25 protein-coding genes and 1 pseudogene are annotated in these 24,751 nt (G+C 67.7%); 19 read left to right on the top strand and 7 right to left on the bottom strand.

The annotated features are described in order from the left end of the window. Nucleotides 1-347 precede the first annotated feature (347 nt). From AC1DK4_RS07695 to AC1DK4_RS07715, 5 genes are all read left to right on the top strand, one after another. Nucleotides 348-1,925 (top strand): ABC transporter ATP-binding protein, encoded by a 1,578-nt coding sequence (locus AC1DK4_RS07695; protein WP_441612458.1) that lies wholly within the window; start codon nucleotides 348-350, stop codon nucleotides 1,923-1,925. After that, entirely contained in the window at nucleotides 1,918-3,018 is a 1,101-nt protein-coding gene (locus AC1DK4_RS07700) for an ABC transporter permease (RefSeq protein ID WP_441612459.1), read from the top strand. The genes AC1DK4_RS07695 and AC1DK4_RS07700 overlap by 8 nt, the downstream gene beginning before the upstream one ends. Before the next feature lie 17 nt (nucleotides 3,019-3,035). Next, a complete protein-coding gene (locus tag AC1DK4_RS07705) occupies nucleotides 3,036-3,956 on the top strand; it encodes an ABC transporter permease (RefSeq protein ID WP_477131453.1) in 921 nt (306 codons plus the stop codon). Between the two features lie 151 nt (nucleotides 3,957-4,107). Further along, complete coding sequence (locus tag AC1DK4_RS07710; protein ID WP_441612461.1) at nucleotides 4,108-5,253, top strand: BMP family ABC transporter substrate-binding protein; 1,146 nt, start codon at nucleotides 4,108-4,110, stop codon at nucleotides 5,251-5,253. A gap of 19 nt (nucleotides 5,254-5,272) precedes the next feature. After that, nucleotides 5,273-5,674 carry a hypothetical protein gene (locus tag AC1DK4_RS07715; RefSeq protein WP_441612462.1) on the top strand — a complete coding sequence of 134 codons (402 nt, stop codon included), beginning with the start codon at nucleotides 5,273-5,275 and terminating at the stop codon, nucleotides 5,672-5,674. Nucleotides 5,675-6,001: 327 nt separating this feature from the next. Here the strand turns inward: AC1DK4_RS07715 and AC1DK4_RS07720 are convergent. After that, nucleotides 6,002-6,409 (bottom strand): annotated as a pseudogene (locus AC1DK4_RS07720) (transposase); the annotation flags it as partial. Between the two features lie 646 nt (nucleotides 6,410-7,055). On the opposite strand from AC1DK4_RS07720, the gene AC1DK4_RS07725 reads away from it, so the two are divergent. Further along, entirely contained in the window at nucleotides 7,056-7,349 is a 294-nt protein-coding gene (locus tag AC1DK4_RS07725) for a YkvA family protein (RefSeq protein ID WP_441612463.1), read from the top strand. A gap of 9 nt (nucleotides 7,350-7,358) precedes the next feature. Here AC1DK4_RS07725 and AC1DK4_RS07730 read toward each other — a convergent pair whose 3' ends face one another. From AC1DK4_RS07730 to AC1DK4_RS07745, 4 genes are all read right to left on the bottom strand, one after another. Beyond that, nucleotides 7,359-8,333 (bottom strand): quinone oxidoreductase family protein, encoded by a 975-nt coding sequence (locus AC1DK4_RS07730; RefSeq protein ID WP_441649743.1) that lies wholly within the window; start codon nucleotides 8,331-8,333, stop codon nucleotides 7,359-7,361. A gap of 80 nt (nucleotides 8,334-8,413) precedes the next feature. Further along, the gene (locus AC1DK4_RS07735) at nucleotides 8,414-8,815 is read right to left on the bottom strand and encodes a methylglyoxal synthase (RefSeq protein WP_441612465.1); all 402 of its coding nucleotides are present in this window, start codon (nucleotides 8,813-8,815) and stop codon (nucleotides 8,414-8,416) included. 106 nt (nucleotides 8,816-8,921) lie between these two features. Continuing rightward, entirely contained in the window at nucleotides 8,922-9,710 is a 789-nt protein-coding gene (locus AC1DK4_RS07740; RefSeq protein ID WP_441612466.1) for an SDR family oxidoreductase, read from the bottom strand. Between the two features lies 1 nt (nucleotide 9,711). After that, complete coding sequence (locus AC1DK4_RS07745) at nucleotides 9,712-10,728, bottom strand: DMT family transporter (protein WP_441612726.1); 1,017 nt, start codon at nucleotides 10,726-10,728, stop codon at nucleotides 9,712-9,714. A 221-nt stretch (nucleotides 10,729-10,949) separates the two neighbouring features. Between AC1DK4_RS07745 and AC1DK4_RS07750 the strand changes: the two genes are divergently transcribed. The 3 genes from AC1DK4_RS07750 to AC1DK4_RS07760 all read left to right on the top strand — a co-directional run bounded on the left by AC1DK4_RS07750 (nucleotide 10,950) and on the right by AC1DK4_RS07760 (nucleotide 13,040). Beyond that, nucleotides 10,950-11,990 carry a Bug family tripartite tricarboxylate transporter substrate binding protein gene (locus AC1DK4_RS07750; RefSeq protein ID WP_441612467.1) on the top strand — a complete coding sequence of 347 codons (1,041 nt, stop codon included), beginning with the start codon at nucleotides 10,950-10,952 and terminating at the stop codon, nucleotides 11,988-11,990. 118 nt (nucleotides 11,991-12,108) lie between these two features. Further along, nucleotides 12,109-12,759: a uracil phosphoribosyltransferase gene (gene upp / locus AC1DK4_RS07755; protein ID WP_441612468.1), complete on the top strand. Its 651-nt coding sequence runs from the start codon at nucleotides 12,109-12,111 to the stop codon at nucleotides 12,757-12,759. A gap of 134 nt (nucleotides 12,760-12,893) precedes the next feature. Further along, nucleotides 12,894-13,040: a DUF3149 domain-containing protein gene (locus AC1DK4_RS07760; RefSeq protein ID WP_441612469.1), complete on the top strand. Its 147-nt coding sequence runs from the start codon at nucleotides 12,894-12,896 to the stop codon at nucleotides 13,038-13,040. 39 nt (nucleotides 13,041-13,079) lie between these two features. Here the strand turns inward: AC1DK4_RS07760 and AC1DK4_RS07765 are convergent, their stop codons facing one another. Then, the gene (locus tag AC1DK4_RS07765; protein ID WP_441612470.1) at nucleotides 13,080-14,636 is read right to left on the bottom strand and encodes a helicase HerA-like C-terminal domain-containing protein; all 1,557 of its coding nucleotides are present in this window, start codon (nucleotides 14,634-14,636) and stop codon (nucleotides 13,080-13,082) included. 260 nt (nucleotides 14,637-14,896) lie between these two features. Between AC1DK4_RS07765 and AC1DK4_RS07770 the strand changes: the two genes are divergently transcribed. The 8 genes from AC1DK4_RS07770 (at nucleotide 14,897) to rng (ending at nucleotide 22,508) form a co-directional block, all read left to right on the top strand. Beyond that, nucleotides 14,897-15,622 carry a YebC/PmpR family DNA-binding transcriptional regulator gene (locus tag AC1DK4_RS07770; protein ID WP_441612471.1) on the top strand — a complete coding sequence of 242 codons (726 nt, stop codon included), beginning with the start codon at nucleotides 14,897-14,899 and terminating at the stop codon, nucleotides 15,620-15,622. Between the two features lie 101 nt (nucleotides 15,623-15,723). After that, a complete protein-coding gene (gene purD, locus AC1DK4_RS07775; RefSeq protein WP_441612472.1) occupies nucleotides 15,724-16,992 on the top strand; it encodes a phosphoribosylamine--glycine ligase in 1,269 nt (422 codons plus the stop codon). A 258-nt stretch (nucleotides 16,993-17,250) separates the two neighbouring features. Then, the gene (hemF, locus tag AC1DK4_RS07780) at nucleotides 17,251-18,162 is read left to right on the top strand and encodes an oxygen-dependent coproporphyrinogen oxidase (RefSeq protein ID WP_441612473.1); all 912 of its coding nucleotides are present in this window, start codon (nucleotides 17,251-17,253) and stop codon (nucleotides 18,160-18,162) included. Nucleotides 18,163-18,172: 10 nt separating this feature from the next. Then, entirely contained in the window at nucleotides 18,173-18,910 is a 738-nt protein-coding gene (locus AC1DK4_RS07785; protein ID WP_441612474.1) for a nicotinate-nucleotide adenylyltransferase, read from the top strand. 28 nt (nucleotides 18,911-18,938) lie between these two features. Beyond that, complete coding sequence (gene rsfS / locus AC1DK4_RS07790) at nucleotides 18,939-19,706, top strand: ribosome silencing factor (RefSeq protein ID WP_441643170.1); 768 nt, start codon at nucleotides 18,939-18,941, stop codon at nucleotides 19,704-19,706. Between the two features lie 22 nt (nucleotides 19,707-19,728). After that, nucleotides 19,729-20,199 (top strand): 23S rRNA (pseudouridine(1915)-N(3))-methyltransferase RlmH, encoded by a 471-nt coding sequence (gene rlmH, locus AC1DK4_RS07795; RefSeq protein ID WP_441612476.1) that lies wholly within the window; start codon nucleotides 19,729-19,731, stop codon nucleotides 20,197-20,199. Nucleotides 20,200-20,312: 113 nt separating this feature from the next. Next, a complete protein-coding gene (locus AC1DK4_RS07800; protein ID WP_441612477.1) occupies nucleotides 20,313-20,918 on the top strand; it encodes a Maf family protein in 606 nt (201 codons plus the stop codon). Between the two features lie 123 nt (nucleotides 20,919-21,041). Then, on the top strand, nucleotides 21,042-22,508 hold the full coding sequence (rng, locus tag AC1DK4_RS07805) for a ribonuclease G (RefSeq protein ID WP_441612478.1): 1,467 nt from the start codon (nucleotides 21,042-21,044) through the stop codon (nucleotides 22,506-22,508). A gap of 46 nt (nucleotides 22,509-22,554) precedes the next feature. Here the strand turns inward: rng and AC1DK4_RS07810 are convergent, their stop codons facing one another. Continuing rightward, nucleotides 22,555-23,190, bottom strand: a complete 636-nt coding sequence (locus AC1DK4_RS07810; protein WP_441612479.1) for a TetR/AcrR family transcriptional regulator — start codon at nucleotides 23,188-23,190, stop codon at nucleotides 22,555-22,557. 90 nt (nucleotides 23,191-23,280) lie between these two features. Between AC1DK4_RS07810 and AC1DK4_RS07815 the strand changes: the two genes are divergently transcribed. Both AC1DK4_RS07815 and AC1DK4_RS07820 read left to right on the top strand, forming a co-directional pair. After that, entirely contained in the window at nucleotides 23,281-24,213 is a 933-nt protein-coding gene (locus AC1DK4_RS07815) for a sterol desaturase family protein (RefSeq protein ID WP_441612480.1), read from the top strand. 157 nt (nucleotides 24,214-24,370) lie between these two features. Further along, nucleotides 24,371-24,751, top strand: a 381-nt coding sequence (locus AC1DK4_RS07820) for a hypothetical protein (protein WP_477131454.1), incomplete at its 3' end; no start/stop codon positions are given.

Below are 24,751 nucleotides of genomic sequence, written 5' to 3' on the forward strand. Positions count from 1 at the left end.
CCGCACAGCGCCGGGAGCGTCCTGCCCCGGCGCTTTTTTTTGCCGCTTCCCGCCCTGCCTCGCGCGCTGCCGGACAGCCCCTCCTCCCGGCCCGCGCCGCGACGCACCCGTCACGTCCCGGCATGCGACTTGCAATCTTCCTGCAACCGTTGCGGGGCCGACAAAACTGTCCTGGACGGGCCGCCCGGCCCCCGCGCACTTATATAATCCACGCTTAATGAACGGCATCACCATTCCGTGATGGATGCTGCAATGCGTCGCGGCGATCCTGCCCCTCGCACGGCAGGAGGTGCTGCCTGACACGGACGTTGATCCACGTTGCTGCCATAACCACTCGAGCCGCCTCAGTGACCCTTAGCACACCCCCAAGGCTGGCGCTTGCCCATATCAGCAAGCGCTACCCCGGCGTGACCGCCAATGACGATGTCTCGCTCGTCGTCGCCCCCGGCGAGATCCACGCCGTCCTCGGCGAGAACGGCGCCGGCAAGTCCACCCTGATGAAGATCATCTTCGGCGCGGTCAAGCCCGACGCCGGCGAGATGCACTTCAACGGTGCGCCGGCCGCCATCCACAATCCGCACGACGCCCGCAACCTGGGCATCGCCATGGTGTTCCAGCATTTCTCGCTGTTCGACACGCTGACCGTCACCGAGAACATCGCGCTGGGACTGCCGCGCGGCAAGGGCAAGAATAGGGACAGCGCCAGCATGAAGCAGCTGGCCGAGCGCATCCGCGAAACCGCGCAGCGCTACGGCCTGCCGCTCGAGCCCAACCGCCACGTGCACACGCTGTCGGTGGGCGAGCGCCAGCGCGTCGAAATCGTGCGCGCGCTGCTGGCCAGGCCACAGTTGCTGATCCTGGACGAGCCCACTTCGGTGCTCACGCCGCAGGCCGTGCAGACGCTCTTCGTCACGCTGCGCCAGCTCGCCGCGGAAGGCACCAGCATTCTCTATATCAGCCACAAGCTCGACGAGATCCGCGAGCTCTGCCATAGCGCCACCGTGATGCGCATGGGCCGCGTCACCGGCGTGTGCGATCCGCGCCAGGAGAGCGCTGCCTCGTTGTCGCGCCTGATGATCGGCGGCGAGCCGCCGCGCGAGGCGCGCGTGCAGACCGAGCCCGGCGCCTGCCGGCTGGCGGTGCGCGCGCTCTCGCTGCCGCGCGCGCATGCCTTCGCCACCGAGCTGTCGGGCATTTCGATGGACCTGCGCGCCGGCGAGATCGTCGGCATCGCGGGCGTGTCCGGCAACGGCCAGCAGGAACTGCTGGCGGCGCTGTCGGGCGAGGACGTGCGTGCCGAGCGCGGCGCCGTGCTGCTCGACGACAAGCCGGTCGGCCGCCTCGACGCGCGCGCGCGCCGCCGCGCCGGCCTGGCCTTCGTGCCGGAGGAGCGCCTGGGCCGCGGCGCCGTGCCGGGCATGAGCCTGGCCGCCAACACACTGCTGTCGCACCAGTCCGCGCCGTACGTGCGGCGCGGCATGATTTCGCCGAAGGCGGCGGCCGGGCTGGCCCACGCCGTGATTGGCCGCTTCCGCGTCAAGGCGAGCGGGCCGGAGGCGCTGGCCAAGAGCCTGTCGGGTGGCAACCTGCAGAAATTCATCGTCGGCCGCGAGATCGAAAGCGGCCCCAAGGTGCTGATCGTGGCCCAGCCTACCTGGGGCGTGGACGTGGGCGCCGCGGCGCAGATCCATAACGAGCTGCTGGCCCTCAAGGCCACCGGCTGCGCGCTGCTGGTGGTGTCCGAGGAGCTCGACGAGCTGTTCGCCATCTGCGACCGCCTGCATGTGATCGCCAAGGGCCGGCTGTCGCCGTCGATCCCGACCCAGGACGCCACGCGCGAACAGGTCGGCCTGTGGATGAGCGGCTTGTGGGAAGGTGGCCCGGGCGGGCAGCGCGAACAACAGGAGGCCGTGCTCCATGGCTGATTTCCTGCTCCGCTCGCCCGTATCGCTGGCGCCGCGCGGGCTGCCCTCGCGCCGCATGGCCTATGCTTCGCCGCTGATCGCGCTGGCCCTGACGCTGATGTTCGGCGCCCTGCTGTTCCTGCTGCTCGGCAAGGACCCGATGGCCGCGCTCAAGGTCTTCCTGGTCGATCCGCTCAAGGACCGCCGCGCCATCGGCGAGGTGCTGCTCAAGACCGTGCCCCTGGTGCTGTGCGCGCTTGGCCTGTCGGTGTGCTACCGCGCCAATATCTGGAATATCGGCGCCGACGGCCAGCTGATCCTGGGCGGCATCTTCGCCGGCGCCACCGTGCTGTATTTCGACGTGCCCGGCAATGGCGTCAACGGCACCGTGGTGCTGGTGCTGGCATCGCTGGCCGGCGTGGCCGGCGGCATGTTCTGGGCCTCGCTCACGGCCGCGCTCAAGGACAAGTTCAACGCCAACGAGATCCTGGTGTCGCTGATGCTGACCTATATCGCGCAGCAGCTGATGCTGTACGTGGTCAATGGTCCGCTCAAGGATCCCAACGGCATGAACTTCCCGCAGTCCAAGGTGTTCTCGTCCGAGTTCCTGCTGCCCAACCTGCTGTCGGGCTCGCGCCTGCACGCGGGCTTCGCGGTGATGCTGGTGCTGGTGGTGCTGATGACGGTCTTCGTCTTCCGCAGCTTCGCCGGCTACCGCCTGCAGGTCGGCGGCACCGCGCCGGCGGCCGCGCGCTATGCCGGCTTCTCGGCGCGCCGCTCGCTGTGGAGCGCGCTGATGATCTCGGGCGGCACCGCCGGCCTGGCGGGTGCCTTCGAGGTGACCGGCCCGATCGGCCAGTTGCTGCCGTCGATCTCGCCCGGCTATGGCTTCACCGCGATCATCGTGGCCTTCGTCGGCCGCCTGCATCCGGTGGGCACCGTGTTCGGCGGCATCGTCATGTCGCTGTTCTACATCGGCGGCGAAATGGCGCAGTCGCGCCTGGGCCTGCCCTCGGCCATCGGCTCGGTGTTCCAGGGCATGCTGCTGTTCTTCCTGCTGGCCAGCGACACGCTGATCGACAACCGCCTGCGCTGGCGCGCCAAGGCCGCCTGAGCGAGAGCCCCCGACACATGGAACAATTCGCCCCTCTCATCRCCACCGCGATCAACGCCGGCACGCCGCTGCTGCTGGCCGCGCTTGGCCTGCTCATCAACGAGCGCTCGGGTGTGCTCAACCTCGGCGCCGAAGGCATGATGCTGGTCGCCGCCGCGGTCGGCTTCATGGCCGGCTACCAGACCCAGTCGCCGATGATCGGCTTCGCCGCCGGCGCACTGGCCGGCATGGCCATGGCCACACTGTTCTCGTGGCTGGCGCTGGTGCTGGCCACCAACCAGGTGGCCACCGGCCTGGCGCTGTCGATCTTCGGCACCGGCCTGTCGGCCTTCATGGGCCAGCGCTTCGTCGGCTACGCCATGCCTTCGCAGGCCAGGTCGATCCCCGGCCTGGCCGATATCCCGTTCTTCGGCCCGGCCTTCTTCCAGCATCACTGGATGGTGTATTTCAGCCTGCTGCTGTGCGCGGCCATCGCGTGGTTCCTGTTCCGCACGCGCGCCGGGCTGACCCTGCGCGCGATCGGCGAATCGCCGGAGTCGGCGCACGCGCTGGGCTACCCGGTGCGCATGATCCGCTTCGGCGCGCTGCTGTTCGGCGGCGCCTGCTGCGGGCTGGCCGGCGCCTACCTGTCGCTGGTGTACACGCCGATGTGGGTGGAGAACCTGGTGGCCGGACGCGGCTGGATCGCGCTGGCGCTGACCACCTTCGCCACCTGGCGCCCGGGCCGGGTGCTGGCCGGCGCGTGGCTGTTCGGCGGCGTCACCATCCTGCAGTTCTACCTGCAGGGCATCGGCGTGGCGGTGCCATCGCAGATCCTGTCGATGCTGCCCTACGCCGCCACCATCGTGGTGCTGGCACTGATCTCGCGCAACCCGGCGTGGATCCGCCTGAACATGCCGGCGTCGCTGGGCAAGCCGTTCCGCCCGGGTGTCGCCTGACCCGGCCAGCCGCGTCCTGTTCGCGTGGATCGCGCCCCCGCGGCGCCATCCACGCGCGGCCCTGCCGCATCCGGCCTCGTTTAGCGATTCAGAGCCATAGTTGCACCCTCAATCAAAAAAATCAGTAGCAAGGTCATTTCAAGGAGAAATCATGATCGTCACGCGCAGGAAAACCCTGGCGGCCCTCGCTGCCACCGCCGTGCTGGCCCTGGCTGGCTGCGGCAAGAAGGAAGCCGAAAAGCCGGCGGAAAGCGCCGCGCCCGCTTCGGCCCCCGCCGCCGAGCAGAAGGCCGAGCCGCTCAAGGTCGCCTTCGTCTACATCGGGCCCGTGGGTGATGCCGGCTGGACCTATGCGCACGACGCCGGCCGCAAGGCGGTGGAAGAAAAGTACGGCGACAAGGTGAAGACCTCGTTCGTCGAGAACGTGCCGGAATCGGCCGCGGACGCCGAACGCGTGTTCCGCGACCTGGCCGCGCAGGGCAACAAGCTGATCTTCGGCACCACCTTCGGCTACATGGAGTCGATGCTCAAGGTGGCCAAGGAATTCCCGGACGTGAAGTTCGAGCACGCTACCGGCTTCAAGACCGCGGACAACCTTGCGCAGTACGATGTGCGCACGTATGAAGGCGCGTACCTGGCTGGCGTGGTCGCCGGCAAGATGAGCAAGACCGGCAAGATGGGCGTGGTGGCATCGGTGCCCATCCCCGAGGTGATCCGCAACATCGACTCGTTCACCCTCGGCGCGCGCAGCGTCAATCCCAAGGCCACGGTCAAGGTCGTGTGGGTGAACAAGTGGTTCGATCCGGGCAAGGAGCGCGAAGCCGCCACCACCCTGATCGGCCAGGGCGTGGACATGCTCATGCAGAACACCGACTCCGCCGCCGTGGTGCAGACCGCGCAGGAAAAGGGCGTGTACGCCTTCGGCTGGGACAGCGACATGAGCAAGTTCGGCGAGAAGGCGCACCTGGCTGCCTCGGTGATCTCCTGGGGCGTCTACTACAACAAGGTGGTGGGCGACGTGCTGGCCAACCAGTGGAAGAACAGCACCACGTGGTGGGGCGTGAAGGAAGGCATGATCGACCTGAAGGGCTTCAACGCCGTGGTGCCGGATGACGTCAAGGCCCTGGTGGAAGAGCGCAAGAAGGGCATCGCCGACGGCTCGGCGCCGATCTGGAAGGGTCCGCTCAAGGACAACACCGGCAAGGATCAACTGGCCAAGGACCAGGTCGCCGACGACGGTTTCCTGCACGGCATCAAGTTCTACGTCGAAGGCGTGGAGGGGAAGATTCCGGGTTGATGGTTGGTGGAGGGAGGTAGTGAGAAGCGGTGGATGTGGTTTTTGGCATCTGCCGCTTTTTTTTGGATTGTCGGTGGGGGGCGGGGGCGGATTCGGTTTGGCTTTTTTGCTTCGATGTCTGAGGTTTTTTGCGTTTGATGCTGTTTGTGGTTTGTGGTTTGTGGGCTGGCGCTTGTGCTTCAAAGTCAACATCAACATCAACGTCAAAGGCTTTCGCTCCCCCGGAGCGACCTACTTTCTTTTCCCCGAAAAGAAAGTAGGCAAAGAAAGCGGGCTGCCTGGCCGGCAGGGGCAGAAACATTGGGATTCCCGGTGTTGCTGGTTTCGTCGTGGGGTTTTTGGTTCTGCTTGCATCCTGCCGTTACCGGGGCGGGCGGCCGCGATCTTGCTGGCGACAGTGGTTTCGGGGTCAGACCTATGATGGCGGGCGTACTGCTTGTCCGGCCATCTGCCGTTACCGGCTTAAGCGGCCACGGCATAGCACCCTCGTGGTTTCGTGGTTTCGTGGTGGGCGCGGTGGACCGGGGCGCGGGTGTCAGCGGGTAATCCCGCGCGGGGGCCACCGGGCACGAAACCAGTGCCGTTCCCATGCCGTTCCCATCCGCCCCGGTCGCGGTAGTTTCAGGGTCAGACCTATGATGCCGAACACACTGCTTGTCCGGCCATCTGCCGTTACCGGCTTAAGCGGCCACGACGTAGCACGCTCGTGGTTTCGTGGTGGGCGCGGTGGACCGGGGCGCGGGTGTCAGCGGATCTCGCGCACGGTCATGCCACGGGCATACACGGCGATGATCTTGTCATCGAACCCGGTGAAGCGCCGCTCGTGCTTGGGAATCAGGATCGGATCGAAGCTGCTGTCGCGGTCGCGTGGGATGTCTACGCGCCGCGGGCCGTCTTCGGTCAGCTCGGTCTTGGCGCTCCTGCCGTTGCGCTGGTTGGCCGTGCCGGCCGGACGCTCGGTGCCGGGCGAGTAGCCCAGATGATGGCCTAGCTCAGCGCCCAAAGCTCGTTCGATCAGGGCCTTCTTGAACGCCATCGAAGCGTCCTGGACCGCCTCGGCAGTCATCGGGCCCTTCACGAAATGGGCGATCAAGTCCTCGGGGATGGTGTGCAGCTCACGGTCGGCGGCCTGGCTCGTCTTGGTTTTGCGTGGCATGACATGCTCCTTGGCGGCATGTTATGCCCTAAACACAAAATTTCTGACAGGTCCGCGCTGGGTTACCTCTTAAGCGGATGCCATTGGGCACTGAGCTCAAATAGGGGCCGCCGCGCCCACCACGAAACCAGTGCCGCTCCTAGGACGTGCCCATCCGCCCCGGTCGCGGCAGCAGCTTGAACTACCTGGGCCGCCGCCATCATGCAGCGCCACCACGAATCGGACGCCACCCACAGGATAGTGGCCGCGCGCACCGGTAACGGCAGGATGCCAGCAAAACCACGGCCCCCACGACGAAACCACCGACAACCAGCAACCCCAATGTTTCTGCCCCTGCCGGCCAGGCAGTCCGCTTTCTTTGCCTACTTTCTTTTCGGAAAAAAGAAAGTAGGTCGCTCCGGGGGAGCGAAAGCCGTTGACGTTGACGTTGACGTTGACGTTGACTTTGAAAGCACAAACAAGCACCCCACCACAACACCACAAACAGCACCAAGCCCATCACCGGGAACTTGAACCCCCGACAACCACCCCAAGCTATCTGCAACAAGACAAACCCGCCCCGGCTTTGTGGCCAATGAATTGTGGCCAATGAATTGTGGCGAATGAATTGTGGCTAATGAATCTCGCTGAGTAAAGGAGGCCCCTCATGTGGAAACGAATGTCAGCGCTATGGACCCTGYTGCGGCGCGACGGCCGCCTGCTCTGGTTTGCCCTGCGCCACCCCGATGCACCGGCGTGGCTGCGGCCGGCCACTCTCGGGCTGCTGCTTTACGCGGTCTCGCCCATTGACCTGATCCCCGATTTCATCCTCGGGCTCGGCATCGTCGACGACGTGGTGTTGATTCCGCTGGCGGTGCATTTCATGCTCAAGCGCCTGCCGCCGCACGTGCTCAGGCAGGCCGAGGCGCGCGCCGGCGCCAGCACCGTACGCGCGCGCTGAGCCTGCTGCCTAGGGCAGGAGGATGGTGGTGCCGGTGGTCTTGCGGCCCTCCAGGTCCCGATGGGCCTGCGCCACGTCCGCCAGTGCGTAGCGCTGGCGGACCTCGATCTTTACCTTGCCGCTGGTGACCATCGCGAACAGGTCGGCCGCCATCGGCTCCAGCAGTTCGCGGTGGACCACGTAGGTCATCAGCGTCGGCCGCGTGAGGCGCAGCGAGCCCTTGTTGCCCAGCACGGAGAGATCGAAGGGCGGTACCGGACCCGAGGCGTTGCCGAACACCACCATGGTGCCGCGCGGCTTCAGGCAATCGAGCGAACCGCTGAAGGTATCCTTGCCCACCGAGTCGTAGACCGCGGCGACGCCCTTGCCGCCGGTGATCTCCTTGACCCTGTCGACAAAGGATTCGCGCGTGTAGACGATGGTGTGGTCGCAGCCGTGCGCGCGCGCCAGCGCCGCTTTCTCGTCGCTGCCGGCGGTGCCGATCACCGTCACGCCGAGCGCCTTGAGCCACTGGCTGGCGATCAGGCCGACCCCGCCGGCGGCCGCGTGCAGCAGCACCGTGTCGCCGGCCTGCACGCGGTAGCTGTCGCGCACCAGGTATTGCACGGTCAGGCCCTGCAGCATCATCGCCGCGCCCTGCTCGAACGAGATCGCATCCGGCAGGCGCACCACGATATCGGCCGGCATCACGCGCACCTGCGCATAGGCGCCGGTCGGCCGCCCCGCATAGGCCACGCGGTCGCCCACGCCAAGGTGGGACACGCCCGCGCCCACCGCCTCCACCACGCCCGCGCCTTCCATGCCGAGGCCGCCAGGCAGCGCCTGCTTGTACAGCCCGGTACGGAAGTACACGTCGATGTAGTTCAGGCCCACCGCCTCTTGCCGCACGCGGACCTCGCCGGCGCCGGGCTCGCCGACCTCGACATCGACCCACTGCATCACTTCGGGGCCGCCGGTCTCGAATATACGGATGGCCTTGCTCATGTTTCGCTCCTTGTGCTCGTGCTGTGTACTGCCCGTCGAAGGCATTCCTGAAGCGCGCCGGACAGCGCGCCAGGGTCACGTCAGGCCGGCGTGCCGGATTCGGGATAGAGCCGGCGCAGTTCCGCGATCAGCAGCTCCGCGGTCGCCACGTTGGTCGCGCACGGCACGTTGTGCACGTCGCAGGCACGCACCAGCGCATTGATATCGGGTTCGTGCGGCTGCGGCGTCATCGGGTCGCGCAGGAAGATCACCACGCCCACGCGGCCTTCGGCCAGCTGCGAGCCGATCTGCAGGTCGCCGCCCCAGGGGCCGGACAGCATGCGCGTCACGGTCAGGCCGGCTTCGTCGGCAAGCCGCCCGCCGGTGGTGCCGGTGGCCAACAGCTCGCAGCGCGAAAGGAAATCGCGATGGCGCTGGGCAAAGGCGACGATATCGTCCTTCTTGTGGTCGTGCGCGATCAGCGCAATGCGGGGGCAAGTCATCTGCGTCATCCTGGCCAGTCAGCGAAAGGCCGGGCCGGCGCGGCCCGGCTGGAAACGGGCCCGCGCACGGCAGCGGGGCCGCGCGCGGGGAACGGCAACGGGCAGCCTAGAACGTGCCCGGGAAAGCACCGCCGTCGAGCAGCACGTTCTGGCCGGTCATATAGGCGGCCTGGCGGCTGCACAGGAACGCGCAGGTGGCGCCGAACTCGGCCGGCTCGCCAAAGCGGCGGCTCGGGTTCTGCGCGGCACGGCGCTGCGACACTTCCTCGATCGACAGGCCGGCCTTCTTGGCGCCGCCCTCCATCGTCTTGTACAGGCGGTCGGTATTGAACGGGCCCGGCAGCAGGTTGTTGACCGTCACGCCATGCTGCGCGACTTCGCGCGCCAGGCCGGCGACGAAACCGGTAAGGCCCGAGCGCGCGCCGTTGGACAGGCCAAGCACGTCGATCGGCGCCTTCACCGCGCCGCTGGTGATATTGATGATGCGGCCCCATTTGCGCGCGATCATGCCGTCGACGGTGGCCTTGATCAGCTCGATCGGGGTCAGCATGTTGGCGTCGATCGCGGCCAGCCACGCATCGCGGTCCCAGTCGCGGAAATTGCCGGGGGGCGGGCCGCCGGCGTTGTTGACGAGGATATCGAGATCGCCGAGCTTGGCCGCGGCGTCCAGCGCCAGCTTGCGGCCTTCCGGGGTGGTGATGTCGGTGGCCACGGCCACCACGCGCCGGCCGTGGCGCGCGCGCAGGTCCGCCGCCGCCTTCTCCAGCGCCTCGGCGCCGCGCGCCACGATCACCACGTCCACGCCTTCGGCGGCCAGCGCATCCGCGCAGGCGAAACCGAGACCCTTGCTGGCGCCGCACACCAGCGCATGCTTGCCGCGCAATCCTAGATCCATCTCATCGACTCCTTGTGTCATCGAGGCGGCCATCCGCCTGCTTGTTATCCATGCCCTTCCGGCCTGCCCGCGCCCGGTCTTGCCGACGCGCCGACAGTAAATATATCCCGCCCATGACCAGCGCGCTGCCGGCCAGCTGCACGCCCGTGATCGGCTCGCCCAGCAGCCAGAAGCCGAGGAACAGCGTCGACACCGGGCCGAGCATGCCCGCCTGCGAGGCCATCGGCGCGCCGATGCGCGCCACCGCGATCATCGTGAGCGACACCGGCATCACCGTGCAGAACACCGAATTGACCGCCGACAGCCACAACACCGGTGCCGGCTGCAGCAGATCCGCCAGCGGGCGCCCCAGCACCAGGTACTGCACCACGCAGCAGGCAGTGGAGACGCACATCGCGTATGCCACCAGCCGCAGCGAGCCGATGCGCTGCACCAGCTCGCCCGACAGGATCAGGTAGACCCCGTAGGTCAGCGCGCTGCCCAGCACCAGCGCCGCGCCGAGCCAGACGCGGCTGCCGCTCACGTCGAGATCATGCGCGAAAACCAGCACGATGCCTATATACGCGAACAGCAACGACAGCCATTGCCTGCGGCTGATGCTGCGCTTGAACAGCACGGCGCTGGCCAGCAGCACGAAGGACGGCGTCAGGAACAGGATCAGCCGCTCCAGCCCGGCGGTGATGTATTGCAGGCCGAGGAAATCGAGGAAGCTCGACAGGTAGTAGCCGATGATGCCGAGGAACACGATGCGGCCGCGGTCGGCCCAGGACAACGGCGGCAGGCGACGCGACTGCCACCAGCCGATCGCCATGAACAGCGGCACGGCGAACAGCATGCGCAGGGTGATCACCATGACCGCGTCGATGTCGTAGCGGTACATCAGCTTGGCGACGATGGCCTTGCCGGAAAAAAGGACGGCGCCGATGGCAGCCACGGCAAGGCCGGTGCGCTGCGATGCCGGCTGGGCGGACGACGTGAAACGGGAAAGTGGGGATGCGGACACGAGGGCAAGCTGGATGGACACGCCGCGCGCCGCTGGAGACGGGGCGGACAAGACGCGAGCCATTGTATTCGAAAAGAGGCATGTGCACCGGACGCCGTTTCCTGCGCGGCGCCACCCACCGCCCATTGCCTGCCGGGCCGCCGTTCGCGCGTTGCTGGCAGCGGTCGCCAAACTGCCGTAAGCTCGCCCGTCGGCACGCCCGCGCGTGCCGCGCACAAGAAAAAACAGGAGCACACATGACGGCAGTTTCCCTCTTTGCGGCACCCCTCTCCCCCTCCCTCCCGGTCAAGGCTGCCTCCGGCAAGCGGCTGCTGGCGGCGGCCGCCGCCGCAGCCGCACTCGCAGGCAGCTGGCTGCCCGGCGCCGCCAGCGCGGCGACCGACTATCCCGCCAGGCCGATCCGCTTCATCGTGCCCTACGCCGCCGGCGGCACCACCGACCTGGTGGCGCGCACGGTCGGCCAGAAGATCGGCGAAAAGCTGGGACAGCCGGTGGTGGTGGAGAACCGCCCCGGCGCCGGCGGCAACATCGGCATGGAGGCCGTCGCCAAGGCCGCGCCGGACGGCTACACCATCGGCTTCGGCGCCATCTCCACCAATGCGCTCAACCCGCATATCTACAAGCACGTGCCGTTCGACCCGCGCAAGGACTTCACCGCGGTCAGCCTGCTGGGCACGTCCACCATCGTGCTGGAGGTCAGCAACAACCTGCCGGTGAAGACGGTGGCCGAACTGGTCAGCTATGCCAAGGCGCATCCCGGCCTGACCTACGCCACCGCGGGCACTGGCACGTCGATGCACCTGGCCGGCGCGATGTTCTCGCAGATGACGCAGGCAGGCCTGACCCATGTGCCATACAAGGGCAGCAGCCCGGCCATCAACGATATGCTCGGCGGGCATGTGCAGGTGATGTTCGACAACCTGCCGGCCTCGCTGCCGCACATCCAGGGCGGCAAGCTGCGCGCGCTCGCGGTGGCGGGCAAGACGCGCTCCCCGGCCCTGCCCAATGTGCCGACGCTGGCCGAGGCCGGCCTGGCGGGCTACGCGGTGGAGCCGTGGTTCGGCGTGTACGGCCCGGCCGGCATGCCGGCGCCGGTGGTGCAGGCACTCAATGCCGCGCTGGTCGAGGCGCTCGCCAACGCCGAGGTCAGGGACAAGCTGGTGCAGGCGGGCTTCAACCCGAAGGGCTCGAGCGCGGCCGAGCTGCAGGCGCTGACGATGTCCGAGTACGAGAAGTTCGGCAAGGTGGCCAAGAGCGCCAGCATCTCGGTAGACTGAGCGGCGCGGATGCCGGCCGCCCCGCCCTGCTGCGCCTGCGGCGGGCGGGCGGCCCGCATCCATTACAATCCGGCTGCATCGGGCCTTCGCGCCCTCCAGCCGCCAGCCGCTCCCCGCCATGAAGCAAGATCCCCGTTTCCCCAATCTGTACATCCTCGATCACCCGCTGATCCAGCACAAGCTCTCCCATATGCGCGACAAGGAAACGTCCACGCGCACGTTCCGCGAGCTGCTGCGGGAGATCACGCTGCTGATGGGCTATGAAATCACGCGCAGCCTGCCGCTCACCACGCGCCGCATCGATACGCCGCTGGTCACGCTGGACGCGCCCGTGATCGCCGGGAAGAAACTGACCATCGTGCCCGTGCTGCGCGCAGGCGTTGGCATGAGCGACGGCCTGGTCGAGCTGATTCCGTCGGCGCGCATCGGCCATATCGGCGTGTACCGCGACGACCAGCACCGCCCGGTCGAATACCTGGTGCGCCTGCCGGACGTGGAAGACCGCAGCTTTATCCTGTGTGACCCGATGGTGGCGACGGGCTACTCGGCCGCGCACGCCGTCGACGTGCTCAAGCGCCGCGGCGTGAAAGACGAGGCCATCACCTTCGTCGCGCTGGTGGCGGCGCCGGAAGGCGTGGAAGTCTTCCAAAAGGCACATCCGGGCGTAAGATTGTTCGTCGCCTCGCTGGACAGCCACCTGGATTCGAACGCCTATATCGTGCCGGGCCTGGGCGATGCGGGCGACCGACTGTTCGGCACCAAGAACTGATGCCGGATGCGGGCGACGCCGGGCGGCACAGTCTGCACCCGGCTTGATCCGCCTCAACGCCCGCGGCCAGGGGTCTGCCTAGACTGGGCAGCGGCACATCGCCCGATGTGCCGCGCCAGACCAGGGAGACCCAGATGGAAGCCTTCAAGATCCTGTTCACCACCGACACCGGGCTGATGAGCCTGGGCGTGATCGCCTTCATCATCGGCATGGGGTGGTTCTTCACCCGCCTGTTCCTGCGCAAGATGCGCGAGGACGCCGAGGCAGCGCGCAAGCGCTGACCCCGCCGGGTGGCCGCCGGGCCAATGCCGGGCCGCCGCCTACTTCTTCTTGCCCGAGCCCAGCAGGCTGCCCAGCACGCCACGGATCAGCTCGCGCCCGACCTGCGAGCCCACCGTGCGCGCCGCCGACTTGGCCATCGACTCCAGGATGGAATCGCCGCGGCCGCTCTTGCCGGTCCCCTTGGTCAGCCCCCCGAAGATCTCCCCCGCCTGGTCAAGCCAGCCGCCGCCTTGCGCCGGAGCCGGCGCGGACTGGCCCGCCCCCGGCGTGCCGGTGGCAGGCGTGGGAGCGGGCGCGCCGTTGCCCGCCGGCGCGGGAGCCGCGGCGCGGCCCTTGAGCTTCTCGTAGGCCGATTCGCGGTCGATCGCCTGTTCGTAGGTGCCGGCCACCAGCGAGGCCGCCAGCAATTGCTTGCGCTCGTCGTCGCTGATCGGGCCGATGCGGCTGCCGGGCGCCATCACCCAGGCGCGCTGGGTGATGGCGGGAATGCCCTTGGCGTCGAGCAATGACACCAGCGCTTCGCCCACGCCGAGCTCGCCGATCACCTTCTCCACGTCCAGCGCGGGATTGGCGCGCATGGTGGTGGCCGCCACCTTGACCGCCTTCTGGTCGCGCGGGGTGAAGGCGCGCAGCGCGTGCTGCACGCGGTTGCCGAGCTGGCCGAGCACCGTATCGGGAATGTCCACCGGGTTCTGCGTGACGAAGTACACGCCCACGCCCTTGGAGCGAATCAGGCGCACCACCTGCTCGATCTTGTCGAGCAGCGACTTGGGCGCGTCGTTGAACAGCAGGTGSGCCTCGTCGAAGAAGAACACCAGCTTGGGCTTGTCSAGGTCRCCGGCCTCGGGCAGCTTCTCGAACAGCTCGGACAGCAGCCACAGCAGGAAGGTGGCGTAGAGCTTGGGCGAATTGAGCAGCTTGTCGGCCGCCAGGATATTGACCACGCCCTGCCCGTTCTCGGTCTGGATGAAGTCGTCCAGGTTGAGCATGGGCTCACCGAAAAAGGCATCCGCGCCTTGCGATTCCAGCGTCATCAGGCCGCGCTGGATGGCGCCGATCGAGGCCGCCGAGATATTGCCGTACTCGGTGGTGAACTCGCCAGCGTTGTCGCCCACGTACTGCAGCATGGCGCGCAGGTCCTTGGCGTCGAGCAGCAGCAGGCCGTTGGCGTCGGCGATGCGGAACACCAGGTTGAGCACGCCCTGCTGCGTGTCATTGAGCTCCAGCATGCGCGACAACAGCAGCGGGCCCATGTGCGAGACCGTGGCGCGCACCGGGTGGCCCTTCTGCCCGAACACGTCCCACAGCGTGGTGGGGCAGCCGCCCCAGGCCGGCTCGGGCAGGCCGAGGTCGGCCAGGCGCGCCTTGAGCTTGTCCGACAGCTTGCCCGGCTGGGAGATGCCGGTCAGGTCACCTTTGACGTCTGCCAGGAAGACCGGCACGCCCAGGCGCGAGAAACCCTGCGCCAGGCTTTGCAGCGTCACGGTCTTGCCGGTGCCGGTGGCGCCGGTGATCAGGCCATGCCGGTTGCCCATCTCGGGCAGCAGCGCGAGTTCGAGTTCGGCGTTCTTGGCGATGAGGATGGGTTCGGCCATGGTCTCTCTGGTTGGCAGGCAGCGCGGCAACGTCACCGCTTGTCATCCCCCGCGCGTCCGGCGGCTCCCGACATCCGGGTCCGGCGGCGGCAGGGCCGCGTGATAAAATGCTGGGCTGATTATAGCCAGCCCCCGGGCCGGCTCACAGACACACGACACCTTCCGTCCGCGCCGGGCAGCCGCCCCTGGCTGGCCCGGCGCAGGCGGCGCGCGCTGGCCACGGCACGCGCATCAATACGAATTCCGCTTCGGAGAGAATCATGGCCGGTCACTCAAAATGGGCCAATATCAAACACAAGAAGGCCGCCGCTGACGCCAAGCGCGGCAAGGTCTGGACTCGCCTGATCAAGGAAATCACCGTGGCCGCCAAGCTCGGCGGCGGCGATCCCGATTCGAACCCGCGCCTGCGCCTGTCGATGGACAAGGCCATGGACGCGAACATGCCTAAGGACAACATCCAGCGCGCCATCCAGCGCGGCGTGGGTGGCCTCGAAGGCGTGAACTACGAAGAAATCCGCTATGAAGGCTACGGCCTGGCGGGCGCTGCGATCATCGTCGACTGCCTGACCGACAATCGCACCCGCACCGTGGCCGAAGTGCGCCACGCCTTCTCCAAGCAGGGCGGCAACATGGGCACGGAAGGCTCGGTGGCTTTCATGTTCACCCACTGCGGGCAGTTCCTGTTCGCTCCGGGCACGCCCGAAGACAAGCTGATGGACGCCGCGCTGGAAGCGGGCGCCGACGACGTGGTCACCAACGAGGACGGCTCGATCGAGGTGCTGTGCCCGCCCAACGATTTCGGCACGGTCAAGGCCGCGCTGGAAGCGGCCGGCTTCAAGGCCGAACTGGCGGACGTCACCATGAAGCCGCAGAACGAAGTGAGCTTCGCCGGCGACGACGCCGCCAAGATGCAAAAGCTGCTCGACGCCCTGGAAAACCTGGACGACGTGCAGGAAGTGTTCACCAACGCGGTGATCGAGGAATAAGCGGGCGTCCGGCAGGAACCCGTCACACGGCGGCAGCACGGTTCGGTGGATGAACGCGCGCTGCCGCTTTTTCGCATGCGATTTTTTTCTGGCAGTGGATCATGAAAGTATTGGTTGTCGGCTCGGGTGGTCGTGAACACGCGCTGGCCTGGAAACTGGCCCAGTCCCCCAAGGTACAGGTGGTGTACGTGGCGCCGGGCAACGGCGGCACCGCGCTCGACAAGCGTCTGCAGAACGTCCCGCTGACCGATCCGGAAGTGCTGGCGGCCTTCGCCGAGCGCGAAGGCGTCAGCTTCACCGTGGTCGGCCCCGAGGCGCCGCTGGCGGCCGGCATCGTCGACATCTTCCGCGCCAAGGGCCTGCGCATCTTCGGGCCCACGCAGGCCGCCGCGCAACTGGAGTCGTCCAAGGACTTCGCCAAGGCCTTCATGCAGCGCCACGGCATCCCGACCGCCGCCTACCAGACCTTCAACGACGCCGCGGCCGCGCATGCCTACATCGACGCGCAGGGCGCGCCGATCGTGATCAAGGCCGACGGCCTGGCTGCCGGCAAGGGCGTGGTGGTCGCCACCACGCTGGAAGAAGCACACGCCGCCGTCGACATGATGCTGGCCGACAACCGCCTCGGCGACGCCGGCGCGCGCGTGGTCATCGAGCAGTTCCTCGCCGGCGAGGAAGCTAGCTTCATCGTGCTGGTGGACGGCAAGAACGTGCTGGCGCTGGCCACCAGCCAGGACCACAAGCGCCTGCTCGATCACGACGCGGGCCCCAACACGGGCGGCATGGGCGCCTACTCGCCGGCTCCGGTGGTCACGCCCGCGCTGCATGCGCGCGCGCTGCGCGAGATCATCCTGCCGACCGTGCGCGGCATGGAGAAGGACGGCATCACCTATACCGGCTTCCTCTACGCCGGCCTGATGATCGACGCCGACGGCAACCTCAAGACGCTCGAATTCAACTGCCGCATGGGCGACCCGGAAACCCAGCCGATCCTGGCACGCCTGAAGACCGACCTGGTCGACGTGATGGAGCATGCGGTCAGCGGCAGGCTCGACGAGATCGAACTGGACTGGGACCGCCGCACGGCGCTGGGCGTGGTGATGGCCGCGCATGGCTACCCCGATGCGCCGCGCAAGGGCGACGTCATCACCGGCATCCCGCCCGAGGCAGAGGACAGCGTGACCTTCCACGCCGGCACCGCGCTCAAGGACGGCGTGCTGCAGGTCACGGGCGGGCGCGTGCTGTGCGTGGTGGGACTGGCCGATACGGTCAAGGCGGCGCAGCGCGCGGCCTACGCGGCGGTCGAGCAGATCCAGTTCGACGGCATGCAGTACCGCACCGACATCGGCTACCGTGCCCTCAAGCGTTAGTTGAAGGGCGGATAAATCTGCTGCGCGGCCCATGGCGGATCCTGCGGTGCTCGCCGTACCACTTGTACGGTGCTCCCCGGACCGGCCATGGGCCGCTCGCTACGATTTCCCCACCCTTCGACCCGGCCTGGGTTGGCACCAGAAACCCGATTCCGGCCTTTCTGGCGCCAGCCAGTACAATCATGACACCGCCATGACGGCCGGACAGGTGAATGACCTGCCCGGCCGTCGCCGCACCGGCCCACCCGCCCGTACACCATGATCGATTCCCAGGCAGTCCGTGCCTATCTGCTCGGTCTGCAAGACCGTATCACCGACGCCGTCGCCGCCATCGACGGCAAGGCGTTTGCCACCGATGACTGGGAGAAGCCGCCCACGGAGCGCCTGCGTGGCAGCGGGCGTACCCGCATCCTGGAAGGCGGCGCCGTGATGGAGCGCGCCGGCGTGGGCTTTTCGCATGTGCGCGGCGACGCGCTGCCGCCTTCGGCCACGGCCAGCCGGCCCGAGCTTGCCGGGCGCGGGTTCGAGGCGCTGGGCGTCTCGCTGGTCTTCCATCCCCGCAATCCCTACGTGCCTACGGTGCACATGAACGTGCGCTGCCTGATGGCGGTGAAGGACGGCGCCGAGCCGGTCTGGTGGTTCGGCGGCGGCATGGACCTGACGCCGTACTACGGCGACACGGGCGATTGCGAGCACTTCCACCGTACCTGCCGCGACGCACTGGCACCTTACGGCCCGGACCTCTATGCGCGCTTCAAGCAATGGTGCGACGAGTACTTCTTCCTCAAGCACCGCGGCGAAGCGCGCGGCATCGGCGGCATCTTCTTCGATGATTTTTCCGCGCTCGGCTTCGAGCGCAGCTTTGCCATGATGCAGTCGGTGGGCGACGCCTTCCTGGATGCCTACCTGCCGATCCTGCAAGCCCGCAAGGACAGCGCCTACGGTGAACGCGAACGGGACTTCCAGGCCTACCGGCGCGGCCGCTAYGTGGAGTTCAACCTGGTGTTCGACCGCGGCACGCATTTCGGCCTGCAATCCGGCGGGCGCAGCGAGTCCATCCTGATGTCGATGCCGCCGCAGGCCAGCTGGCGCTACGACTGGCAGCCGGAGCCGGGCAGCGCCGAAGCGGCCCTGTACACCGACTTCCTGCCCGTGCGGGACTGGGCCTGACGGCGAGCGTATGGAACACGAACACGACAAGGCACGACCACGCAACGCCGCCGATGGCGAGCGCCCCTACCGCCTCGGCATCCTCGGCGGCACCTTCGACCCGCCGCATATCGGCCACGTAGCGCTCGCCAGGCTCTGCATCGAACACCTCGAACTGGACGAACTGGTCTGGATCCCGACCGGCCAGTCATGGCAGAAGGGCGACGATGTCACCCCCGCCGCCGACCGGCTGGCGATGACCGAGCTTGCCTCCGCCGCGCTGGCCGACACCCGCGCGCATGTCCACGCCAGCCGCATGGAAGTGGACCGCGCCGGCCCCAGCTATACCGTCGACACCGTGCACGAACTGCGCCAGCACTATGGCCCCCACGCCTCCATGGCATGGCTGATGGGTGCCGACCAGTTGCTGCGCCTGCACACCTGGCACGGCTGGCAGGCGCTGTTCGCGGACGTGCACCTGTGCGTGGCGACACGGCCCGGTTTCGACCTCTCCGGACTCGACGGACCGGTGCGCCAGGAGCTCGCCACGCGCCGGGGGTCCACCCACCTGATACAATCCACGCCCTCCGGCCACATGTGGATCGACCAGACGCTCGCCGTCGACCTCTCCTCCACCGCCCTTCGCCAACGCCTGGCCGCCGGACAGCCGGCAGATGACCAACTGCCGCCCGGCGTGGCACACTACATCGCGAGCCGCGGCCTTTACCGGCCTGCCCAGTCGGATCTGCCCGACCCGGCCCGCCCATAAACCGATCTCAGCTGAACAAGAACGCACCATGGATATTCGCAAACTGCAACGCGCCATCGTCGAAGGCCTCGAAGATGTCAAAGCGCAGGACATCAAGGTGTACGACACCACCCACCTGACCGAACTGTTCGACCGGGTGGTGATCGCCAGCGGGACCTCGAACCGCCAGACCAAGGCGCTGGCCGCCTCGGTGCGCGATACCGTCAAGGGTGCGGGCGGCCATATCATCGCGGTGGAAGGGCTGGAAACGGGCGAATGGGTGCTGGTCGACTGCGGCGACGCCGTGGTCCACATCATGCAGCCGCAGCTGCGCATGTACTACAACCTCGAGGAAATCTGGGGCGACAAGCCGGTGCGCCTGAAGCTGGCCGCCAAGAAGGGCCTGGCCAAGGCCAGCGAGCCGATGGACGACGACGAGGACGACGCCCCCGTGGTGCGCACCGTGCGCCGCGCCAGCGGCCTGCGCCCCGCCCTGGCGCGCCTGCCCGAAGGCATGAAAGAGCCGTCGCCGCCGCTTGGCCACGAAGACACGGACGCCGACGCCATCGCCGTCAACCGCGCGCCGACCGTGCAGAAGCGCCTGACCAGCGCGCTGGGCTCGGCCCCCGCGCGCAAGGCGCCGGCCAAGACCGCGGCACCGCGCAAGACCGCCGCCGGCACCGCACGCAAGACGGCTGCCAAGACCGCCCCCAAGCCGGCCACCAAGACGGCTGCCAAGGCACCGGCGAAGGCGCCTGCGAAGACCGCCGCCGCCAAGGCGCCGGCCGCGCGCAAGCGCACAACCCGCTCGGCCTGAGCCTGGCCGGCACCACCCTGCCATGCAGTTGCTGATCGTGGCCGTCGGCCACAAGATGCCCGGCTGGATCGAGACGGGCTTCGCCGAGTACGCCAAGCGCATGCCGCCGGAGCTGCGCATCGAGCTGCGCGAGATCAAGCCCGAGGCGCGCTCCTCCAGCAATAACGCCACCACCGTGATGCAGCGCGAGGCGGCCCGCATCGAGGCGGCGCTGCCCAGGCAATGCCGCATCGTGGCGCTGGACGAGCGGGGCCGTGATCTCACCACGGTGCAGCTCGCGGGCCAGCTGACCGACTGGCAGCGCGAAGGCGGCGACGTGGCCTTCCTGATCGGCGGCGCCGACGGGCTCGACCCGGCCCTCAAGGCGCGCGCGCAAACCCTGCTGCGCTTGTCCAGCCTCACCCTGCCGCACGGCATGGTGCGCGTGCTGCTGGCCGAGCAGCTCTACCGCGCCTGGTCGGTCACGCAGAATCATCCGTATCACCGCGCCTGAGCCGCGGGCGGGGGCCATTCCTGCCGCGGCGCGGCAGGCGGGTACAATGCGGCCCAAGCGGCGCATGGCGACCGCCGGATCTTTCCCCTCAGGACTTCCCGACTGGCCCAGCCGTGACCCACACCTTCCTCTATCTCGCCTCCCAGAGCCCGCGCCGGCGCGAGTTGCTGACCCAGCTCGGGGTTGCCTACGAACTGCTGCTGGCCGACGACGACGAGGACGCCGAAGCGCTCGAAGCCGTGCTGCCCGGCGAAAGCCCGGACGACTACGTGCAGCGCGTCTGCGCGCTCAAGGCCGAAGCCGCGCTGCGCCGCCGCGAGCGGCGCGCCCTGCCCGACGCCCCCATCCTCACTTCCGACACGACGGTATGCCTGGGCGGCGACATCCTCGGCAAGCCCGCCGACGATGCCGACGCCGTGCGCATGCTGGGCGCGCTATCGGGCAGCACCCACCGCGTGCTGACCGCGGTGACGGTGGTCTCCACGCTGGGCCTGCGCCATGCGCTGTCCATCTCCGAGGTCACCTTCCGCGCCATGAGCCAGGCCGAGATCGCGGCCTATGTCGCCAGCGGCGAGCCGGCCGGCAAGGCCGGCGCATACGGCATCCAGGGCCGCGCGGCGGAATTCGTGGCGCAAATCGGCGGCAGCTATTCGGGTATCATGGGCTTGCCCCTGTTCGAGACGGCTGCGCTGCTCCGACAGGCCCAACTGCGGTTCTGAGAACCCGCCACCGACCTTCCGTTATCCCATGGCATGCACGGCCATGGCATCGCCCCCGGAGCGCGTGGCGGCATAGTGCGGACAACCCCCTGGCCGGCCCGCCGGCGACGAGATTCACCCAACATGACTGAAGATATCCTCGTCAACATCACACCGCAGGAAACGCGCGTGGCCATCGTGCAGCAGGCCGCCGTGCAGGAACTCCATGTCGAGCGCACGCTGTCGCGCGGGCTGGTCGGCAACATCTATCTTGGCAAGGTCGTGCGCGTGCTGCCCGGCATGCAGTCCGCCTTCATCGATATCGGCCTCGAGCGCGCGGCCTTTCTCCACGTTGCCGACATCTGGCACCCGCGCGACCCGGAGAAAAACGGCAACGCCGCGCCGCTGGCGATCGAGAAGACGCTCTACGAAGGCCAGGCGCTGATGGTGCAGGTGATCAAGGACCCGATCGGCACCAAGGGCGCGCGCCTGTCGACCCAGGTCAGCATCGCCGGGCGCACCCTGGTCTACCTGCCGCAGGACCCGCACATCGGCATCTCTCAGCGCATCGAAGGCGAGGTCGACCGCGAAGCCCTGCGCGCGCGCGTGCAGAGCCTGGTGCCGGCCGACGAGCGCGGCGGCTTTATCGTGCGCACCATCGCCGAGGAATCGAGCAACGAAGAACTCGGCAACGACATCGCCTACCTGCGCAAGATCTGGGCCTCGATCCGCCAGAACGCCACCACCCTGCCCGCGCCCAGCCTGCTCTACCAGGACCTGAACCTGGCCCAGCGCGTGCTGCGCGATTTCGTCAGCGACGCCACCAACGCGATCCAGGTGGACTCGCGCGAGAATTACCAGAAGCTGGTCGAGTTCGCCCAGGAATACACGCCGGCGGTGCTGTCGCGCCTGACCCACTACACCGGCGAGCGCCCCGTCTTCGATCTCTTCAACATCGACGCCGAGATCGAGAAGGCGCTGTCGCGCCGCGTCGACCTCAAGTCCGGCGGCTACCTGATGATCGACCAGACGGAGGCCATGACCACCATCGACGTCAACACCGGGGGCTATGTCGGCGCGCGCAATTTCGACGACACCATCTTCAAGACCAACCTGGAGGCGGCGCATACCATCGCGCGCCAGTTGCGGCTGCGCAACCTTGGCGGGATCATCATCATCGATTTCATCGACATGGAGAACGGCGAGCACCGCGACGCCGTGCTGTCCGAGCTCAAGCGCGCGCTCTCGCGCGACCGCACCCGCATCACCGTCAACAGCTTCTCGCAGCTCGGCCTGGTGGAGATGACCCGCAAGCGCACCCGCGAATCGCTGGCGCACGTGCTGTGCGAGCAATGCCCGGTGTGCCAGGGCAAGGGCCAGGTCAAGACGCCGCGCACCGTGTGCTACGACATCCTGCGCGAGATCATGCGCGAATCGCGCCAGTTCAATCCGCGCGAGTTCCGCATCCTGGGCTCGCAGCATGTGATCGACCTGTTCCTCGAAGAGGAAAGCCAGCACCTGGCCATGCTCGGCGACTTCATCGGCAAGCCGATCTCGCTGCAGGTGGAATCGACCTTCCACCAGGAACAGTACGACATCATCCTGATGTAGTCCGAGGCGGCGCGGGCCACGCCGCCCGCTTCCGCCTTGCGCGGCCTTACTCCGCCTTCTCCCGCAGGAACCCCCGGATCAGCCGCGCCAGTTCCTCTTCCAGCTCTGGCCGTCCGAGCATGGTTTCGTCCACGGCGAGCGCGCTGCGAATCACACCGATCACGGCCTGCGTCAGCACAAAGGCGGCCATGGGCCGCAGTACCACGGCGCGATTCTGCGCATCCACCAACCGGCCCGAACTCAGCCATTGCGCGACCTGCGCCGCGGAATTGTCCAGCGCCGGCTGGGCACGCGAGGCCAGCGCCACTTCCACCAGGATCTTGCGAACGCGGTAACGGCCGCCGAAAGCGCCCAGGAGCGCGCGCACGAGCAATCTGGCGCGCTCGCGGGGATCGGCAGCGCCCGGCGTGCTCAGGAGCTCATCGAGGCGGCCAAGCACGCGTTCGATCTCGCGGCGGCCCAGCGCCTGCATCACCTCCTGCTTGTTCGAGAAATACTGGTAGAGCGTGCCGATGCTGATGCCGGCGACCTCGGCGATGCGATTGGTGCTGAGTGCCTCCAGCCCCTCTTTCTCCAGCAGGCGGATGGTAGACTCGAATATGAGTTCGATCTTCTCGCGGGAGCGAGCCTGGATCGGCCGTCGGCGGCCGGCACCGTTGCGCTGCAGGGGTTGCGACTCCATGGGGCGTGCTCCGGAACGCGAGTAAGCAAACCTGATACTAGCTCATATAATCGTCTGCATCCTATTGCAAGGCAGCGCCAGGAAGCTCGCATGACCCGTCTTGAGTTGATCCAGCTCTATGCCCTGCCGGTCGTGGTCGGCGCATCGCTGGTGGAAGCCCTGGTGCTGCACTGGCGCAAGCCGGGCACCTTCGACTGGCACGAAGCATGGCTGTCGCTGGTGGATCTGGCCGGGCGCAAGATCCTGTTCCTGCTGCCCCTGTCGCTGGCGGCGCCGGTGTTCGCGCTCGCCTGGCAGCACCGCTTGCAGACCATCGCCATGGATAGCTGGATGCTCGCCGCCGGCTTGTTCGTCGGCCAGGAGTTCTGTTACTACTGGTATCACCGCGCGGCGCACCGCGTGCGCTTCTTCTGGGCCACCCACGCGGTCCATCACTCGCCCAACCAGCTCACGCTGTCCACGGCCTACCGCCTCGGCTGGACCGGCAAGCTCGCCGGCAATACGCTGTTCTTCACGCCGCTGGTATGGCTTGGCTTCAGCCCGGAAGTGGTGCTCACCACGTTGTCGCTGAACCTGCTGTACCAGTTCTGGATTCACGCGACCTGGATTCCGAAGCTGGGCTGGCTGGAATATGTCCTGAACACGCCGTCGGCGCACCGCGTCCACCATGCGTCGAACGTCGAGTACCTCGATGCCAATTTTGGCGGCGTGCTGATCGTGTTCGACCGACTGTTCGGCACCTATATCGCCGAGCGCGACGAGCTGCCGTGCCGCTATGGGCTGGTCACGCCGATGCGCTCGCGCAATCCGCTGCGGGTCGAGTTCCAGCAGTGGCTCGACCTGGGGCGCGATCTCGCGCAGGCAAACGGTTTGCGCGCGCTGCTGGGCTATCTCCTCATGCCGCCGGGATGGCGCCCGGACGGCCAGGGCCACACGACCGAGGCGCTGCGGCGCAACGCCGCCACGCTCGGCGACCTGGCGCCCGACGGCAACGCGCGCATGCCCAAGGAAGCAGGCGGCTGAACCGTGTCCATCTCTGCGCCGGCGGCGGCATCTGATGCCTGCCGCACCGTGCTCCCGCGCTTTCCCTCGCCTTCCTTTCGCCATCCTCTATAAATACAGGTAGAGGTACGCGCGGCCAGCCAACCGGCCGCACGGGCACCGGGCGCAAGGAGTAGCCATGAAGAACACGCGCTTGCCCGCGTGGCTGTCAGTCGCCGCATTGACGGCCTGCACCGTGACGCTGCCGCCGCCCTCGCCGCCCGCCGCGCGCGCACCGGAGCCGCGCCCCGCGGCACCCAGCGCCGTGCGCGAGCGCGCCACGCCAATCCCTCCCCACGACATCGACATTGCCGGCAATTGCCAGCGCACGGAAGACGACGGCTTCCGCGAGGACGCCCACATGCGCGTGGCGAGCAACGATGTGCGCAGCCTCAGCTGGACCCTGTGGGTGGGCAGGCGCGGCTCCTGCCATTTCGACCTGACCGAGTTCCGCCAGACCCGCAAGACCCCCCATATCGAACTGCGCGCGATCGACGATAGTGGCTGCACGCTGATGGTC

The organism is Cupriavidus sp. 05N38 (assembly GCF_056397345.1).